The 15880-nt window shown below is 64.2% G+C and carries 13 protein-coding genes and 1 pseudogene; 6 read left to right on the forward strand and 8 right to left on the reverse strand.

The window, feature by feature from the left end; genetic code table 11:
• The first annotated feature begins 48 nt into the window (after positions 1-48).
• Positions 49-882, forward strand: a complete 834-nt coding sequence (locus tag A5699_RS20145; protein ID WP_067772844.1) for an NYN domain-containing protein — start codon at positions 49-51, stop codon at positions 880-882.
• A 4-nt stretch (positions 883-886) separates the two neighbouring features.
• Here A5699_RS20145 and A5699_RS20150 read toward each other — a convergent pair whose 3' ends face one another.
• Positions 887-1918 (reverse strand): patatin-like phospholipase family protein, encoded by a 1032-nt coding sequence (locus tag A5699_RS20150; protein WP_067772847.1) that lies wholly within the window; start codon positions 1916-1918, stop codon positions 887-889.
• Positions 1919-1972: 54 nt separating this feature from the next.
• On the opposite strand from A5699_RS20150, the gene A5699_RS20155 reads away from it, so the two are divergent.
• Positions 1973-3142 carry an FAD-binding domain gene (locus tag A5699_RS20155; RefSeq protein ID WP_067772850.1) on the forward strand — a complete coding sequence of 390 codons (1170 nt, stop codon included), beginning with the start codon at positions 1973-1975 and terminating at the stop codon, positions 3140-3142.
• A 118-nt stretch (positions 3143-3260) separates the two neighbouring features.
• Here the strand turns inward: A5699_RS20155 and A5699_RS20160 are convergent, their stop codons facing one another.
• Positions 3261-4607: a cytochrome P450 gene (locus A5699_RS20160; RefSeq protein ID WP_067772853.1), complete on the reverse strand. Its 1347-nt coding sequence runs from the start codon at positions 4605-4607 to the stop codon at positions 3261-3263.
• A gap of 108 nt (positions 4608-4715) precedes the next feature.
• Positions 4716-6518, reverse strand: a complete 1803-nt coding sequence (locus A5699_RS20165; protein WP_067772939.1) for a bifunctional serine/threonine-protein kinase/transporter substrate-binding domain-containing protein — start codon at positions 6516-6518, stop codon at positions 4716-4718.
• Between the two features lie 229 nt (positions 6519-6747).
• On the opposite strand from A5699_RS20165, the gene A5699_RS20170 reads away from it, so the two are divergent.
• The gene (locus A5699_RS20170; RefSeq protein ID WP_067772856.1) at positions 6748-9123 is read left to right on the forward strand and encodes a lysylphosphatidylglycerol synthase transmembrane domain-containing protein; all 2376 of its coding nucleotides are present in this window, start codon (positions 6748-6750) and stop codon (positions 9121-9123) included.
• On the opposite strand, the gene A5699_RS20175 is transcribed toward A5699_RS20170, so the two are convergent.
• Positions 9074-9880 carry a response regulator gene (locus A5699_RS20175; RefSeq protein ID WP_231965776.1) on the reverse strand — a complete coding sequence of 269 codons (807 nt, stop codon included), beginning with the start codon at positions 9878-9880 and terminating at the stop codon, positions 9074-9076. The genes A5699_RS20170 and A5699_RS20175 overlap by 50 nt on opposite strands.
• A gap of 196 nt (positions 9881-10076) precedes the next feature.
• Here A5699_RS20175 and A5699_RS20180 point away from each other — a divergent pair.
• A pseudogene (locus A5699_RS20180) lies at positions 10077-10298 on the forward strand (LuxR C-terminal-related transcriptional regulator); the annotation flags it as partial.
• A 369-nt stretch (positions 10299-10667) separates the two neighbouring features.
• Here the strand turns inward: A5699_RS20180 and A5699_RS20185 are convergent.
• From A5699_RS20185 to A5699_RS20200, 4 genes are all read right to left on the reverse strand, one after another.
• Positions 10668-11147: a hypothetical protein gene (locus A5699_RS20185; RefSeq protein WP_157561357.1), complete on the reverse strand. Its 480-nt coding sequence runs from the start codon at positions 11145-11147 to the stop codon at positions 10668-10670.
• 91 nt (positions 11148-11238) lie between these two features.
• Complete coding sequence (locus A5699_RS20190) at positions 11239-12063, reverse strand: alpha/beta fold hydrolase (RefSeq protein WP_157561358.1); 825 nt, start codon at positions 12061-12063, stop codon at positions 11239-11241.
• Between the two features lie 61 nt (positions 12064-12124).
• Positions 12125-13057, reverse strand: coding sequence for a hypothetical protein (locus tag A5699_RS20195; RefSeq protein ID WP_067772867.1), 933 nt, complete (start codon positions 13055-13057; stop codon positions 12125-12127).
• On the reverse strand, positions 13054-14544 hold the full coding sequence (locus A5699_RS20200) for a hypothetical protein (protein WP_067772870.1): 1491 nt from the start codon (positions 14542-14544) through the stop codon (positions 13054-13056). Before A5699_RS20200 ends, A5699_RS20195 begins: the two co-directional genes overlap by 4 nt.
• A gap of 194 nt (positions 14545-14738) precedes the next feature.
• Between A5699_RS20200 and A5699_RS29670 the strand changes: the two genes are divergently transcribed.
• Positions 14739-15065 (forward strand): LuxR C-terminal-related transcriptional regulator, encoded by a 327-nt coding sequence (locus tag A5699_RS29670; protein WP_231965777.1) that lies wholly within the window; start codon positions 14739-14741, stop codon positions 15063-15065.
• Between the two features lie 498 nt (positions 15066-15563).
• A complete protein-coding gene (locus tag A5699_RS20210) occupies positions 15564-15815 on the forward strand; it encodes a hypothetical protein (RefSeq protein ID WP_157561360.1) in 252 nt (83 codons plus the stop codon).
• The last annotated feature ends 65 nt before the right edge of the window (positions 15816-15880 follow it).

Consider the following 15880-nt stretch of genomic DNA (forward strand, 5'->3'; position numbering starts at 1 on the left):
TTTAGAACTGCCCATACCGACACAGGCCAGATTTGTCAGACTGGGACCATGACCGAACCCGCCACCCGCGTCGCGGTCTACCTCGACTTCGACAACATTGTCATCTCGCGTTACGACCAGGTCAACGGCCGCAACTCCTTTCAGAAGGACAAGGCCAAGGGTCTGGATCCGGACAAGCTGACCAAGGCCACGGTGGATATCGGCGCGATCCTTGACTTCGCTTCTTCTTTCGGCACCTTGGTGCTCACCCGTGCCTACGCGGACTGGTCGGCCGAGGTCAACGCCGAGTACCGGCTGCAGCTCGTCGGACGCGCGGTCGACCTGGTGCAGCTGTTCCCAGCCGCCGCATACGGCAAGAACGGCGCCGATATCCGGCTGGCGGTCGACGCGGTCGAGGACATGTTCCGCCTGCCCGACCTCACCCACGTGGTGATCGTGGCCGGCGACTCGGATTACATCCCGCTCGCGCAGCGCTGCAAACGGCTGGGCCGCTACGTCGTCGGCATCGGTGTCGCCGGCTCCTCGAGCCGGATGTTGGCCGCCGCGTGCGACGAGTTCGTCGTCTACGACTCACTGCCCGGCATCCCCACCTCGGCTCCCGAACCCGAAGCCAAAGCGCCCAAACGCCCCCGCAAAGCCGAGGATCCTGATCCCCAGGACCAGGCCACCGCGTTGCTCACCCGCGCCCTGCAGATCGGCCTGGAGAAAGACGACGTGGAGTGGCTGCACAACTCCGTGGTCAAGGCCCAGATGAAGCGGATGGACCCGTCCTTCAGCGAGAAATCCTTGGGCTTCAAATCGTTCAGCGATTTCCTGCGGTCACGCGCCGACGTGGTCGAGTTGGACGAGAGTTCGACGACGCGGATGGTGAAGTTGCGCTGAGTGTCTAGGGCTGCACCCGGGTCGCGCGGCGGAACCGGTCCAGATAGCCCGGCCAATCCCAGGTGGACAGGAACTGCGTCGTCGCGGCATAACCCTTGTCGTACAGAGCCTCGGCCTCGGCCCGGGTGATGTCGAAATCCAGCACACCGACATCGGTCGAATCCACCTCGATCGCACGCACCTTCACCCACGGCAGGCTCAGATGGGCCTGGTCGTGACCGACCAACATGGCGGTGAGCAGGCTCTCCAAAAACGTCGGCTTGCCAAACCGCAGCATTCCCAGGCCGGGAATGAGCTGCTCGGCCGTCGGCGCCGGAAGATACGGCACCACCGTCACCCCGAAGGTCGGCCAGCGTGGCTCGGCACCGTCGGGACGGTCGAAGGAGTCGATCGGAAAGTTCGACAGCACACCGCCGTCCACCAGCGTGCAGGGTTGTCCGTCAGCGGTTTTCAGGGTGACCGGATGGAACAGGAACGGTATCGCCATCGACGCCCGCACCGCGTCGGCGATCAGTTGCTCATCGGGATCCAACCCGTAGACCCGTCGGTAATCCCAAGGCAGACGGACCAATTGGCCCGTGGTCACATCGGTCACCGTCACCACCAGCCGATAGCGCCGCTCGGGCAGCAGGTTCTTGTCGTCGATCGCCAGATCACCAAACGTGCTGACGCCCAGGTTCTTCAGCTCGCTGCGGATCCAGTCGTGCGCGAAATCCCCGCGATAGATCCCGGTCTCCCGCAGCAGTCCCCACGCCGGGCCGACGACGGGAATCCGTTCGATCGGCCCGCTGTCGGGAAACTTGTGATACGGCACGTTGAGCACCAATTCCCGCAGTTGCTCACCGGTCATGTCGTCGCGTTGCGCGGCCGCGGCCACCACCGCACCGACCAGGGAGCCCGCCGAGGTGCCCGACACCCGCTCGATCGCATAGCCGGCGTCCTTGAGTGCGACGACGGCGCCCACCAGGCCGATGCCCTTGACTCCGCCACCGGAGAGCACGAGATCGGCACGGAGCGGGTTACGTGGTGCAGCCATGGCGTCAGCTTGGCACGCGTAGCTGTGTACAGGCGGGCGTAGCATCGAATTGTCATGCGGATCGCCATCAATGGAGCCGGGGTTGCCGGGGCGGCACTCGCTCATTGGCTGCACCGCACCGGCCACCGTCCGACCCTGATCGAACGAGCGCCGGCTTTCCGCACCGGCGGCTACATGATCGACTTCTGGGGCATCGGTTACCGGGTGGCCCGCATGATGGGCATCGAATCGGCGATCCGCGAGGCCGGTTATGACGTGCAGTCGGTGCGCTCGCTGGGCTCGGACGGCTCCACCAACGCCGAACTGCGCGTCGACGTGTTCCGCCGCATGATCGGCAACGACTTCACCAGCCTGCCCCGCGGCGACCTGGCCGCCGCCATTTACCGCACCATCGAGGACGTCGTCCCGACGGTGTTCGACGACAGCGTCGCCGGCATAGACCAACGCCCCGACGGGGTGCGGGTGACGTTCGAGAACCATCCGGCCGATGACTTCGACCTCGTGATCGGCGCCGACGGCCTGCACTCGGTCGTGCGTCGTCGGGTCTTCGGGCCCGAGCAGCGATTCGAGCACTATCTGGGCTGCAAGGTCGCCGCCTGTGTGGTCGACGGTCCTCGCGGCGGGACGTCGGATGCCTATCTCACCTACAGCGTCCCGGGTCGACAAATCGGCCAGTTCACGCTGCGCGGTGATCGCACCATGTATCTGTTCGTGTTCCGCGATCACCACGACGCCGGGCTGACACCAAAGGAGCAGCTGCACAAGCAGTTCGGCGATGCCGGCTGGAAGTGTCGCGAGATCCTGGCCGCGGTGGACGACGTGGACGATCTCTACTTCGACGTGGTCAGCCAGATCCGGATGCCACGCTGGTCACACGACCGGGTGCTGCTGATCGGCGACGCCGCGGGCTGCATCTCGCTGCTCGGCGGCGAGGGCACCGGGCTGGCGATCACCGAGGCCTATGCCCTGGCCGGGGAACTCGCGCGCGCCGACGGGGATCACCGCCTCGCCTTCGACCGCTACGAATCGCTGCTGCGGCCGTTCATCGAAGGCAAGCAGGCCGGGGCCGAACGGATGCTCGGATTCTTCGCCACCAGAACGCGGTTCGGGTTGTGGTTCCGCGACGTGGCGCTGCGTGCGATGAACCTGGGCCGTCCGATCGCCGGGCTGTTCGCGGGCAGTGTGCGCGACAACCTGGCGCTGCCTGACTACGGGATCGGGTGACTTGCTTCCGTCCCGGCTCTGGAGGCGGGCATGGGGCTGGAAACCTGATATCACCGGCGATACTGCATTTCCAACCGACACATCAACCGACTCAGCGGTGCTGATGTGACTGATGTGACTACGAACCCTTGGCTGCCAGCGGTTCGGCAGCCGACGGGACCTCCCGACGCGCCCGCACGCAGATCCGCGCCCCGCGATGCGGCACCAACGTGACATGCTTGACGCGTTGATGTTCGTCGGCGGCTGACGTGGCGAAAAGATCGACCCGGCACAGGATTTCGCGTAGCACCTCCCGAAGCTCGACCATGGCGAACGTCGCGCCCAGGCAACGCCGGTTGCCACCGCCGAACGGGAACCAGGTGGTGGGCCCCACACTCGCACCGACCATCCGGTCCGGGTCGAACCGGTCGGCGTCGGGATAGACGTCGTCGCGCTCATGCACCAGGCCGATCCCCGGGGCCACCATCACCCCGGCCGGCAACCGATAACCGGCCACCGAGACCGGCTGCGTCAACATCCGGCCCACGTCGAACACCACCGGCCGGATTCGCAAGGTCTCCTTGGCCACCGCGTCCAGGTAGTCGTCATCACCGGTCTGCGCGGCGTGCACGGCCTTGTCCAGCACCGCGGGGTGACGGGTCAGCCGCTCCAGCGTCCAGGACAGCGCGGTCGCGGTGGTCTCGTGCCCGGCGACAAGCAGCGTCATCAGCTGGTCGCGGAGTTGACGATCGGTCATGGTGTGCCCGTCGACGTCGGCAGAACGCACCAGCATGGCCAGGACATCGGTGCGGGTCGCCACCTCGGGGTCGGCCCGACGATCGGCGATCTCGGCGTACAGCAGCCGGTCCGCCTCGTCGATGTTGCGTTGCAGCGCCCGCCACGGGCGGCGTCGCTGCAGACCCGGGCTGGCCAGCGCCAGCGTGTCCCACGCCCCGATACTGAGCAGCCGCGGCATGACCGTACGCAATGCGGCCAACCGAGCCGGGTCGGACGCCCCGATCACGGTTCGCAGAATCACTTCCAAGGTGATCTCGGCCATCTTCGGCGCCACCGAGAACGTTGCGCCCACCGGCCAGCCCGCGATGTTGGCCGCGGCGATCTCACGCATCACCTCGATCTGGCGGGCCACGGCGTCGCGGTGAAACGACGGCAACATCTGGCGTCGGCGCTCACGATGCTCATCCTCGTCAATCACCAACACCGAGCTGTCCCCCAGCAGCGCACTGAGCACCGAATTGGCTTCCCCGGCATGGAAAATCGTCGGATCGCCGGCGAACACCACCTTGATGTCGGCCGGATCGGCCAGGTACACCACGGTGCCCATCGCCGCGACGCGCAGGGTGAAGACGTCACCGTAACGACGCCGGCAGGCCGAGACGAACCGCGGCCAGTACCGCAGCATCAACGCGGCCTGCACCGTCCGGGGCAATCGAGGACCCGGTGGCAGCGATGCGGCACCGCTCATGACCCCACCCTACGAGCCATGGCCGCCGCGTGCGATGACCCTGCGCAGGATTGTCCGCGGTTTTCGACTCCAGGGCGGTGGCCGCGCGCGCTCGAGACGCCGCAGCCCTCAGCCGAACGCTCCGTTGATCACCGGTTGGCTGATCATGCCCTTCTCCACACCCCACATCGTGGCGATGGTGCGGTATTCGCCGGTGTCCATCACATGTTCCAGCGCCAACCGCAACGATTCGGCCAACCCGGAGCCCTTGGCCACCGGCCATCCGTAGGGCGCGGCGTCGAACATGGCGCCGGCCGGCTCCAGCGCGCCGCCACTGAGCTTGATCGCGAACCCGGTGACCGGTGAATCGGCCGTCATGGCGTCCACCTCACCGGCGATGAGCGCGGCCGTCACCTCGTCCTGGTGGGTGCGCACCACTTCCTCGATCGGCGGCAGTCCGGCGGCGACGCAGGCATCGGACTTCGCCGGGATCTCCGCGGTTTGCTGAATCGTGCTGTACGCCACGCCGATTCGCAGCCCGCACGGAGATCCCGGGTCGGCCGTGGTGCCGGCACGGCGCGCCCACATGGTGCCGGCCTGAAGGTAGGTGACGAAGTCGACTTGTTCCTCACGCTCGGCGGTGTCGGTGATCGAGGACATGCCGACGTTGAAGTTGCCGTCGACCACCGAGGGCAGGATGCCCTCGAACCCGGTCTCGCGGAACTCGGGCACCAATCCCATGGTCTTGGTGACGGCCTTCATCAAATCCACGTCGAACCCGACGATCTCGCCACTGGAATTCTTGAACTCATTCGGCGCGTAGGGCACATTCACCCCGATCACCAGCCGGCCGGATTCGCGGATGTCGTCGGGCACGGTCGTGGCGATGTCGGCCACCGCACCCGTCGGCGCCTGCACCGGACCGGTTTTCGAGGCCGAATCGGCCAAATGCGCGTCGGGACCCGAACCGCTGCCACGCAGCTGCCAGATCCCCACCGCACCCAGCGCCGCCACCAGAACCGTCGCGCCGGCGATCGCGGCCACCTTCTTGGACATCCGCGACCGCGTCGGCACCCGCTGCGCGGAATGGCGACCCGACCGGCCGGTGGTGCGCACACGGGCCTCGAGGGCAGTCCGCGCCGCGGCCGCCAGATCGCCCGCACTTTGATAGCGCTTGGACGCCTTCTTGGCCATGCCCTTGGCGATCACCTCGTCGAACGCGGCCAGCCGCGGATCCTTCTCCGAGGCCCGCGGTGGCGGGGACACCATGTGCCCGGCGATCTGCTGCTCGAGGCTGTCCGCCGGATACGGCCGTCCCCCGGTGAGGCATTCGTAGAGCACGCACGCCAGGGCGTAGATGTCCGAGCGCGGATCGACCTTGCCCCCGTCGAACCGTTCCGGCGCCATATAGGCCAACGTGCCCAGGGTGCTGCCGGCAGTCGTCATCCCGGAATCCCCGGCGGTGCGGGCCAGACCGAAATCGATCAGGTACACGAAGTCGTTGTCGGCAATCAGAATGTTCGACGGCTTGACATCGCGGTGGATCAGCCCGGCCCGGTGTGCGCTGTCGAGCGCCTCGGCCACCTGCTCGATCATCCCGACCACGAACGCCGGGTCCAGCGGCTTGCCGGTCTTGGTGAGCATGGCGCCGAGGTTGCGGCCCTCGATGAGCCGCATGTCCAGGTAGAGCCGGCCGTCGATTTCGCCGTAGCCGTGGATGGGCACCACGTGCGGATTGCTCACCCCGGCCGCGGCGTGCGATTCTCGCCGGAAGCGTTCCTGGAAGGTGGCGTCCTGAGCCAGATGCGGCGGCAGCACCTTGAGCGCGACGATGCGATCGGTGTCCTCGTCGTAGGCCTGGTAAACCTCGCCCATGCCGCCGCGGCCGATCAGCTTCTGCAGCTGATAGTGCCCGAAAGGTGTCGCATCCACCGTCAACTCCTCGGGAGCGGCCTCTTCGGCGTCAGCATGTCGATCGAAGTTACATCACGTTCGTTGCTGTTGTCGGCCTAGCTCACATCGCGCTGGCAAAAATTGTCGCTCGTGGTGACGGGAGTGATCGATGTGAATTCGTAACGGTCCAGATCACCACCAATGGCCGATCTCGGCAACTCATCCGGCTACCTTGGTCCCGGGTAATAGCAGCTGAGAAAGGGGGACCATGCGCGTTGACGGACGGGATATCACCGTCACCGGCAGCCTCCTGCAACCGCCGACCCGACGCACCAACGACATCCTGCGCCTGACCCTCGCCGCGATCTTCTTGGCCACGGTCATCACCAGCTCGCTGATCACCCGCTACGAATGGGTGGCGCTGGAACGCTCGATCTCCGAGATCGTCGGGGTGCTCACCCCCACCCAGTCCAACCTGGTGTACCTGGCCTACGGCATCGCGATCCTGGCGCTGCCGTTCGTCATCCTGGTCAGCCTCATCCTGGGACGGCAGTGGAAACTGCTGGGCGCCTATGGCGCGGCGGCGCTGATCACCATCGTGTCCCTGTCGATCACCGCCAACGGCATCGCGGCCCCCAAATGGCATTTCGACCTGTCCGACCGGCTCGACTCGCAGCTGTCGCAATTTCTCGACGACCCGCGCTGGATCGGCATGCTCGCCGCGGTGCTCACGGTCTCCGGGCCCTGGCTGTCCCGTCGGCTGCGGCGCTGGTGGTGGACGCTGCTGCTGGCGTTCGTGCCGATCCACCTGGTGGTCAGCGCAGTCGTGCCGGCCCGCTCACTGCTCGGCTTGTCGGCGGGCTGGTTCGTCGGTGCGCTGGTGGTGTGGATCGTCGGCACCCCTGCCCTGGAGGTTCCCCTCGACGGCGCGGTGCGGGCGTTGGCCCGGCGCGGCTTCGTCGTCTCCGCGTTCAGCGTCGTCCGCCCGGCCGGGGCCGGCCCGCTCCTGCTCGACGCCGCGTCGCAAGATCCCGACTCCCACGCCGTCGTCGAGCTCTACGGCCCCAACCAACGCAGCGGCGGCGCGGTGCGGCAGGTGTGGCGCAAACTGCGGCTGCGCTCCAACGAGACCGCGCCGCTGCAGACCTCGATGCGCCGCGCCGTCGAGCACCGGGCCCTGATGGCCATCGCCATCGGCGATCTCGGGTTGGCCAGCACGTCGACGATGTCGGTGGCCGCGCTCGACCGCGGCTGGACGCTGTACGCGCACAACCGCAAACGCGGTATCCCGTTGGACCAGTGCACCGCGGACATCACCGTCGGGCGGGTGTGGAACGCGTTGCGCACCCTGCACGACCATCAGATCGCCCACGGGGATCTGCGTGCCAAGGAGATCACGGTCGACGACGGTGCCGTGTTGTTCGGCGGATTCGGCAGCGCCGAATATGGGGCCACCGACGCGCAATTGCAGTCCGATATCGCCCAATTGCTCGTCACCACCACGGCGCTGTACGACGCGACATCGGCGGTGAGCGCGGCGATCGAGGCGTTCGGCCGTGACGCGGTGCTCATCGCGTCGCGCCGGCTGACCAAGGCGGCCGTGCCGGCCCGGGTGCGTGAGGCGATCCCCGACGCGAAGGCCGTGATCGCCGCCGCGCGCGACGAGGTGAAACACCAGACCGGTGCCGATCAGATCCAGGCCGAGACCATCACCCGGTTCACCCGCACCCAGGTGATCCAACTGGTGCTGCTGGTGGCCCTGGTCTACGTCGCCTATCCCTTCATCAGCACCGTGCCGACCTTCTTCTCCGAGCTGCGCACGATGAACTGGTCGTGGGCCCTGCTCGGGTTGTCCGTCTCGGCGTTGACGTATGTGGGTGCGGCGGCCGCGCTGTGGGCCTGCGCTGACGGGCTGGTCAGCTTCCGCCACCTCTCGATCATGCAGGTAGCCAACACCTTTGCCGCCACCACCACGCCCGCCGGCGTCGGCGGTCTGGCCCTGAGCACCCGGTTCCTGCAGAAGGGTGGACTGTCCACGATGCGCGCCACCGCCGCGGTGGCGCTGCAACAGTCCGTGCAGGTGATCGTGCACGTGATCCTGCTGATCCTGTTCAGCACCGTGGCCGGGGCATCGGCCGACCTGTCGCACTTCGTGCCCAGCGCCACGATCCTCTACCTGATCGCCGGGCTGGCCCTCGGACTCGTCGGCGCCTACCTGGCCGTGCCAAAACTGCGTCGCTGGTTGTCCTCGGCGATCCGCCCCAAGCTCGAAGAGGTCACCGCCGACCTGATCAAACTCGCCCGCGAACCGCAGCGGCTGGCACTGATCGTGTTGGGCGCCGCGGGCACGACTCTCGGTGCGGCCCTGGCACTGTGGGCCAGCGTCGAAGCCTTCGGCGGCACCACCTCTTTCGTTACCGTCACGGTGGTGACCATGGTCGGTGGCACCCTGGCCTCGGCGGCCCCCACCCCCGGCGGTGTCGGCGCGGTCGAGGCGGCCCTGATCGGTGGTCTGGCGGCGTTCGGCGTGCCGGCCGCGATCGGCGTGCCCGCAGTGCTGCTCTACCGAGTGCTGACGTGCTGGTTGCCGGTGTTCATCGGGTGGCCGGTGATGCGGTGGTTGACGAAGAACGAGATGATCTAGATCGTGCTGTACGCGACGCCCCGACAGTCGGCGCTTGCAGGACATCGGCATGCCCGTGGCGGCGGCACCAACTCACGAGGTACCGGGAATGCAGACCGCACCAGCGGTAGACCGCCGCCAACGAAAGCGGTAGCGCCGAATCGTGTTCGCCCCGCTGCATAATGATCGGGCCGAGATAATGTGTGGCCGCTTTGGTGGCGGTATTGATCCCGATACCGGCGGCAGCTGCCAACGAAGCACCGTCGGTCGCCCGGCCGGCCGCTATCGCCCCGGCCATCCTCCCCGCCGTCTGCCCCTTCCGGGTGCGAAACAACTCGTAGAGCGGAGGTTTTCGTGGCGACGGCGACGCCACCGCATGCCGCTTGCCCACGGCCGCATCCCGGATCAAGGTCGGCAGCTCACCGGTACCCGCGGATTTGTGGAAGGCCGACACGACCTCCGGCCGCAACCGCGCCTCGTCGATCAGATCATGTTCCATGCTGTGCCCTTGGCGGGCGAGGATGACGGGCGCCAAACGGTTCGCCTCGTGCAAGACGTTGATCACGTCGAGCCCATCAAAGGTGAACTCCAACTCCGGGTTGTTCCACACCAGATCGGCTATCACCACATCGAACCGGACCCGGCCGATGATCTGACGACGGACAGCCTCGCTGTTCTCCGCCAGTTCGACTGTTGCCGCAGGCAAGGCCTGAGTTACCGACGGCGCCACGATGCGGCCCAGTGGCGAAGCCACGAGGATGCGGAGACTGCGGTCCATAGCTAATTCTCCGATATCAGGCAACATGTTGCCGACGAATTCAATTTTTGCTGAGAGTAAGCTTAGAGCACCGTTAATTAGGTGTCCTGCCCACCTGTTTCTCCTGTCCGCCGATCGGACGATAACTGCTGACTGACGCGCCTAAGCTGGAGGCTCCACGATGCACGTTCTTCCGTTCGACGGGGTTCGCCCAAACCCGGAACTCGCTCCTCGCGAGAAAGAAGTGCTGATTGCGTGGTTCCGCACCGACAGCAAAGACGGCGTCGCACGTCAACTGCATATCGCGCCGACGACGGTCCGGACGCACCTGCAACGGGTACGCGCCAAGTACGCCGCCGTCGGCCGGCCTGCGACCACGAAAGCAGCGTTAGTCGCTCGTGCGATTCAAGACGGGTTGGTGGACGTCAACGATCTTTAATCACGTGTCCGTCGAACGGACGCTAGTGGCAGAGCCAGCACTTGGAGGAAAACGCGAGCAGTCCCATGCGCGACCTCGAACGGGCATTCAGGACCAACCTGGCCAAAGACCTTCGAAAGTGATGTTAGGCGTCCTACGGCCCAGCCGGACGACGCTCGGGCACGAAGCCGAGGCGCATCCGACACCATTGAGAAACAGCAACATTCACCTCGCAGCGGTTGCCATTGAGAACCAGTCCTAGGCTGACGTCAGTGAGATATTGAAGCGCTCCCCCGAAGACGGACCGAAAATTCAGTTTCGTCTTCCGGGGAGCACGTTCTGCATTCTCCAGTTCACTGACCGAGGCCTCTTCATGAACTGGTCGATCAGTCAATCGAGTAGAGCGAGGATTTGAGCACCCATATGCTCTGCGGCACAGGCGCTATCCCACCAGGGCTGTCCACCGAACTGGCGAATAAAGTCAGGCGCAACATCACGATTTAGGACCGTCCCCAGACCGGGGCACGCCTGAGTGACGACGTCGGCCAGATGCTGGTCAAACCAATCCCACGGGAACTTGACCTCACACACAAGCTGCCAGTTATGCTCGTCAGCTCCGGGCCTCAACCAATAGTGACCCGCGTATTGAGCCGAATTTCGGGTACTTATCCAGTCGAGGATCCCCGACGACACTGAAAGACCGCTAACCAAAGGGACTCTCACCGAGAGTTTCGTGTCATCGCCCATGTGGATGAAGACGGTGCCGTCGCGCAGCCAGGTCACGAGTGGCAGATCAGCGGTCGGAAACGACCCCCACTGCTGATCACGTGGCCCCAGAGTGGCATTTAGCCGAGCCTCCAGCTGCGACACGAATATATCCTTCGTACTGCTCGTCACGGTTTCCCTTTCTTAATCCTTTTCTACTGAGCACCAAAATGATTCGCTGCGCGAGCCACTACAGCTACGTCCACTGCTTTCGCGTCTCTCGCGCGATCGCCGCAACATCAGGCCACGAATGCCATAAGGCGTGCCGGCCCGGAACCGTGATGTCACGTACTTCTATTCCCGTCCGTCGGTATACGGTAGCCAGCCGGTCGATATCGGCTGCTGGACACAGCAGACTGTCCCGGCCGTGAACGATCTGCAAGGTGAAGCTCTGAATCCGGTCTGCCCGCAGCAAGTCTCGGCCTAACCCACCACGACTCAACGCATATCCCAGTAGGGCGAGATCAGTGCGCGAAGCCGGAATGTCGGATAGACCGGCGCCACAGGAGTTCACGTTGCGCATCAGATAACCGGACGTGAAGGCGTCCTCCGCGCGTACCGCCCGCATCAGTCGAAGCGGATTCCTTGTCCGCGTCGCCACGGGTTCGATCATCACCATGTGTTGGACCTGCAGCAGGCCTGGGTCGGCCGCGGCTGCAGCAGCGATGCTCGTTCCGAGCGAGTATCCGAGCACGGTGATCGGACGTTGGCGGATCCGAGGTTCGAAGTCGCAGACGGCGCCGACCATCCTGCGCGCCACGCTGGTAAAATTCCCATGCCGCAATTCGACTCGATCCCTGCGGCTGAGCTTGGCGCCCCCGTGCCCGCATCCCGGCGTATCCGCAACAGTCACCCGCGCGTTCCACGCATCAGCGAAAATAGCGGCACGGGCAAGTTCGAAGGCGTCGACACAGGCATGTAATCCCATGAGCACGAGGACATTCCGACGTGTGTCACACGATCCGATCGATGCGACCCGCAGACCGTCAATCTGCGTCCAGTCGGTCAGGTACTTCGCCACGCTCCCATTGTCGGGGTCACCTTCACGATCCCATTGCCTCAAACCAATGACGCACCGGTGCTTATGGCCGCTGACCACGACCGCGCCACTTCATCAAAGCGATACGTACGTCCTCGGCGGCGAAGAATTCGCGAGTTTCGGTGTGGTCGGCGAGAAAGTCTGTGAACGGATTGAATTCACCCCAGGCACTCAAGGCACCGGGCAGCCGGTCCGGGTCGAACTGTTGCCAGCGGGTCTTCTGTCGCATATCGGGAAAACCCTCATAAATCTCATCAAGATGAATCTGCCAAGTTGCCATGGCCGGCGCCAGTGTGTTTGAGAACGCTTTGAGTTTCGAGTTTCTCGTGATCGACTGAATACGCTCGTTCAGTGCTGGTATCAGACCACGGTGCAGGCCCTTCAGGCTCGACAACGCATGAATCCAGTCGAATGATTCGACCGCGGTGAGTTCTCTGTTCAACAACGCCGCCAACGCAGCACTCGCGTTGTCCATCCGACGCCAACTTGGATTGAGCTGCGTGAACCGGTTCGGTTCCAGGAACTCATCGCGCGTCCGGTCGCCGAGCGCACTTCCCGGGGTCGTCAGACGGGTCAGACTGAGCGGCTTGGCATTCAACCACAGTGCCGCCGCACTCATGAACAACGGCGCGTGTGCCGCGTTGTCACTTGTCAAAGCCCACAGATGCAACTCGGGATCAACGGTGTGGACCCAGTCGAGGACTCCCAATCCGGTACTGACGGTGTACGGCGTCCCGTCGGGTCCGTCGATCTCGATCCGTTTGTGCCAGTTGTCCTGTCGACAGCCGCCTAGTCCGAAATCGGCTATTACACCGTCGAATTCAGATCTCTCTCGCGTGTCTGCCAATGTTTCCAGCGCGACTTTGGGCGAATGCATGATCCGAAACTCGACGTCATCTGAGCGGTAGTGACGTTCGAATGCCCGATAGGCCGTGCCTTTGGTGGGATCGTCTTCGACGATCATGTAAACCGTCATGATTTCGCCTCGCCGGCAATCTGGCCCTGATATCGCCTGATCGGTGGTCGGTCATACCACGACGCCACAATACGTTTTGTGCCGTCCACCAGGAGTTCCTGAGTCAGCTCACCGTTGAACGTGTCATCGAGCCACTCATTGAGCGCCGCCAACGTTGTGCCAGGCGCACACCAACGCTCCGGCGTCACCGGTGGTAGGCGGTCGCCTACCGCGAGATGGTAACGCAACCCGTGTCCAGAACCCGTTGTGTGCCCGACGACCCAAATCGATCTGGGCACAGCTAGATACTCCTCATTTTGCAGTGCTTGCGCCGCGTTGTGCACCAGAGCAGTGGTCATTCGTACTGCGATCGCGTGGTTTTCTCGTCTGATGTCGGCGGCCCAGCTGATGTCACAACGGATATCGCTTGGCGACACGCCATAAGGCGAAGCGATCTTCTCGACCAGGTCGGACAAACTCAGCGCGGGCGCAGCATCGATACCCATGCGAGTACTGAAATGCGTGAGAAACGCTTCCAACGCGGCCAGTTCCACTGAGGACCGGTACGGAACCTCCGGGATCTGACGCACCATCTCCACCGCGACTTTCGCGCCGTTGAGATCATCGTGCACTACACGCCCGAGTTCGCGGCGTGCCGCCACAACTGCCTCGCGGCCAACCACAGCGCCTGCAGCCACCGCGCGATCATTGTTTCGAATGGTGCTGCCCAACAACAGGGTCAGTAGCGCTGCGGTGTAGGCCAACGGCTCAGTTTCCGGGGTCCACCGGACAAAATGGATGCCCACGGCGGCGAGGCCAGCGACACCGCTCACCGACAGTAAAGGTGCGTAAGGCCGTATCCGGTGCATCACCGGTGGCATGGTGCTGGTTTCTGTGTAATTTGCCGGGTCGAGAAACACGCTGCTCAAACCCGAATTCAGGTAGAAGATAGCCGCCACGAAAGCAACAACTTTCACCCACCCCAGATCTGCGCCCGGCGGGGACATGGACACGGCGAGCACGTTGAGTGGACATGCCAGCGCACCGAGAATGCCAGTGGCATTGAGCAACTTGGTGCGGTGATGATTGTCCGCCAGATCTCGCATCCACCTGAAAACCGCGAGCCGCGGTACATCGAACGTTTCATGGACGAATCGGTACAGGTACATCTCCAACCCCACCTGGAGCAGGGCCGGCGACAGCATGAGCCAACACCACCAGTCAGCCCGGAGAACCGCCAAGCCACCAGCGATCAACACCAGCAGCACACCGCGGGTGGCGTACGGGCGGAGCCTGTCGTAGTGACGTACCCGCGCCACCGCTACTTTCTCGTGCCATTCGCTGAACGTAGCGCGAGTGACCAGATCGACCGGCAGCTGCAGCCACGGGGAGGCAGTCCGCGAGTCATCGCCCGGCATCTGCCACCAGTGCTCAAGATCCACATCCCGCCAGGTGTGCGACTCGACGAATTGCGATCGGAACCATCGACTCAGATCCGGCGTCTTCATCTGAATGCGTCACATCCTCGCCATGGCGCATACGGCACCTCAAACCTGTCGGGATGCGACAACCGTGCCGGAGATCCCATTGTCTGTGGACAATGAGCGACCGGACTACGCCGGTACTTCTTGGTTCTATGGAACACGCTCACACCACTTCGAGTCCGATCCGCAAGTCCCGACCACTACGTCCGGTTCCCCACGTGCGCAGGCCCTTGATCTCCCGGTCCGAGCTGCATGATGCAACCCGGACGATGCGGGCCGAACATGCGCACCTGCCGCCGCGGCGTGCCCAGCCGGTACGCCGGCCGGCCCTCAGCGCCAGGGAGATCGAAGTGTTGGTGAGCTGGATCAAGGAGGAAAGCAAGTCGACTACCGGCCAGTCGCTCTACATCACGGCGAGCACTGTTCGGACTCACCTGCAACGGATCCGGCAGAAGTACACCGATGTCGGTCGACCGGCGAGCACCAAAGCAGCGCTGGCCATCCGGGCCATCCAAGATGGTCTGGTCGACATCGACGAGTTGTAACAGGCTTTGGCGTTGCGCCTGGGCGGTGCGGCCCCGGCGCAACGCTGCTTTCAATCTCCTGGCCGACATGTCGCAGTGTTCAACAGCGCGTAGATGCGACTGGGCCATCCATCGCATTTCGGCCTTCACAGCGGCTCCAGCATCTTCTTCTGCCATTGTCGCCGAGACCAACGCCGCCGCAAGCACAGCCACTTCGGCCGTGCAACGGTGGGAGCAACAAGCTCATCGGGACCCCCATGCCTCTCCACCGTTCGGCGATACGACAGATGTATCACCGATGCACCCCGCCCCGCTAGGCCCGAGAACATAAGTGGCACAGATTCATACGTTCGGCGTACAAGCTTCTCCGGTGCCGGCTGTGCTGGTTGTAGAGAAGTCCCTGACGTTCGCATGTCTCCCATAGTCATGTAATCCGCACGGCGGATAGCCAATCCACGAATTGAGTACCTAGCCTCACACGGAGCGCACAGATCGCGCCACGCCATGAAGGAGGAATCAATGGATGGACTGTTAATAGGAGCGATCATCGGTTTGGTGTATATCGTGATCGGAATCGTGGTGGCGAAGGCCTACTACCGCAAGAAGCACGGCGTACCTTTGAAAGTCATCAACGGCGGCGCGGCGCTCTTCTTCACGCCGGCCTACTACCTGGCATGGGTTTGGCCGCTGGCGTTCATCGTTCCGAACCTGAAAGACCCCGCTCTCTGCCAACATCCAGATCACATTCGAGCTCGCGAGTACGCAGCCTGAAATTCCCACAGTTGCGCCCCGGGTTTCGTGCACGCCGGCTTGTAGGAGTGGCTGAAACCCGGGGC

The organism is Mycobacterium sp. E802, assembly GCF_001666875.1.
Classification (GTDB): Bacteria; Actinomycetota; Actinomycetes; order Mycobacteriales; family Mycobacteriaceae; genus Mycobacterium.

Coding starts and splice junctions, on each gene's coding strand:
- A5699_RS20145 (WP_067772844.1), top strand. CDS start 49: ATGACCGAACCCGCCACCCGCGTCGCGGTCTACCTCGACTTCGACAAC.
- A5699_RS20150 (WP_067772847.1), bottom strand. CDS start 1,918: ATGGCTGCACCACGTAACCCGCTCCGTGCCGATCTCGTGCTCTCCGGT.
- A5699_RS20155 (WP_067772850.1), top strand. CDS start 1,973: ATGCGGATCGCCATCAATGGAGCCGGGGTTGCCGGGGCGGCACTCGCT.
- A5699_RS20160 (WP_067772853.1), bottom strand. CDS start 4,607: ATGAGCGGTGCCGCATCGCTGCCACCGGGTCCTCGATTGCCCCGGACG.
- A5699_RS20170 (WP_067772856.1), top strand. CDS start 6,748: ATGCGCGTTGACGGACGGGATATCACCGTCACCGGCAGCCTCCTGCAA.
- A5699_RS20175 (WP_231965776.1), bottom strand. CDS start 9,880: ATGGACCGCAGTCTCCGCATCCTCGTGGCTTCGCCACTGGGCCGCATC.
- A5699_RS20195 (WP_067772867.1), bottom strand. CDS start 13,057: ATGACGGTTTACATGATCGTCGAAGACGATCCCACCAAAGGCACGGCC.
- A5699_RS20200 (WP_067772870.1), bottom strand. CDS start 14,544: ATGAAGACGCCGGATCTGAGTCGATGGTTCCGATCGCAATTCGTCGAG.
- A5699_RS20210 (WP_157561360.1), top strand. CDS start 15,564: ATGGATGGACTGTTAATAGGAGCGATCATCGGTTTGGTGTATATCGTG.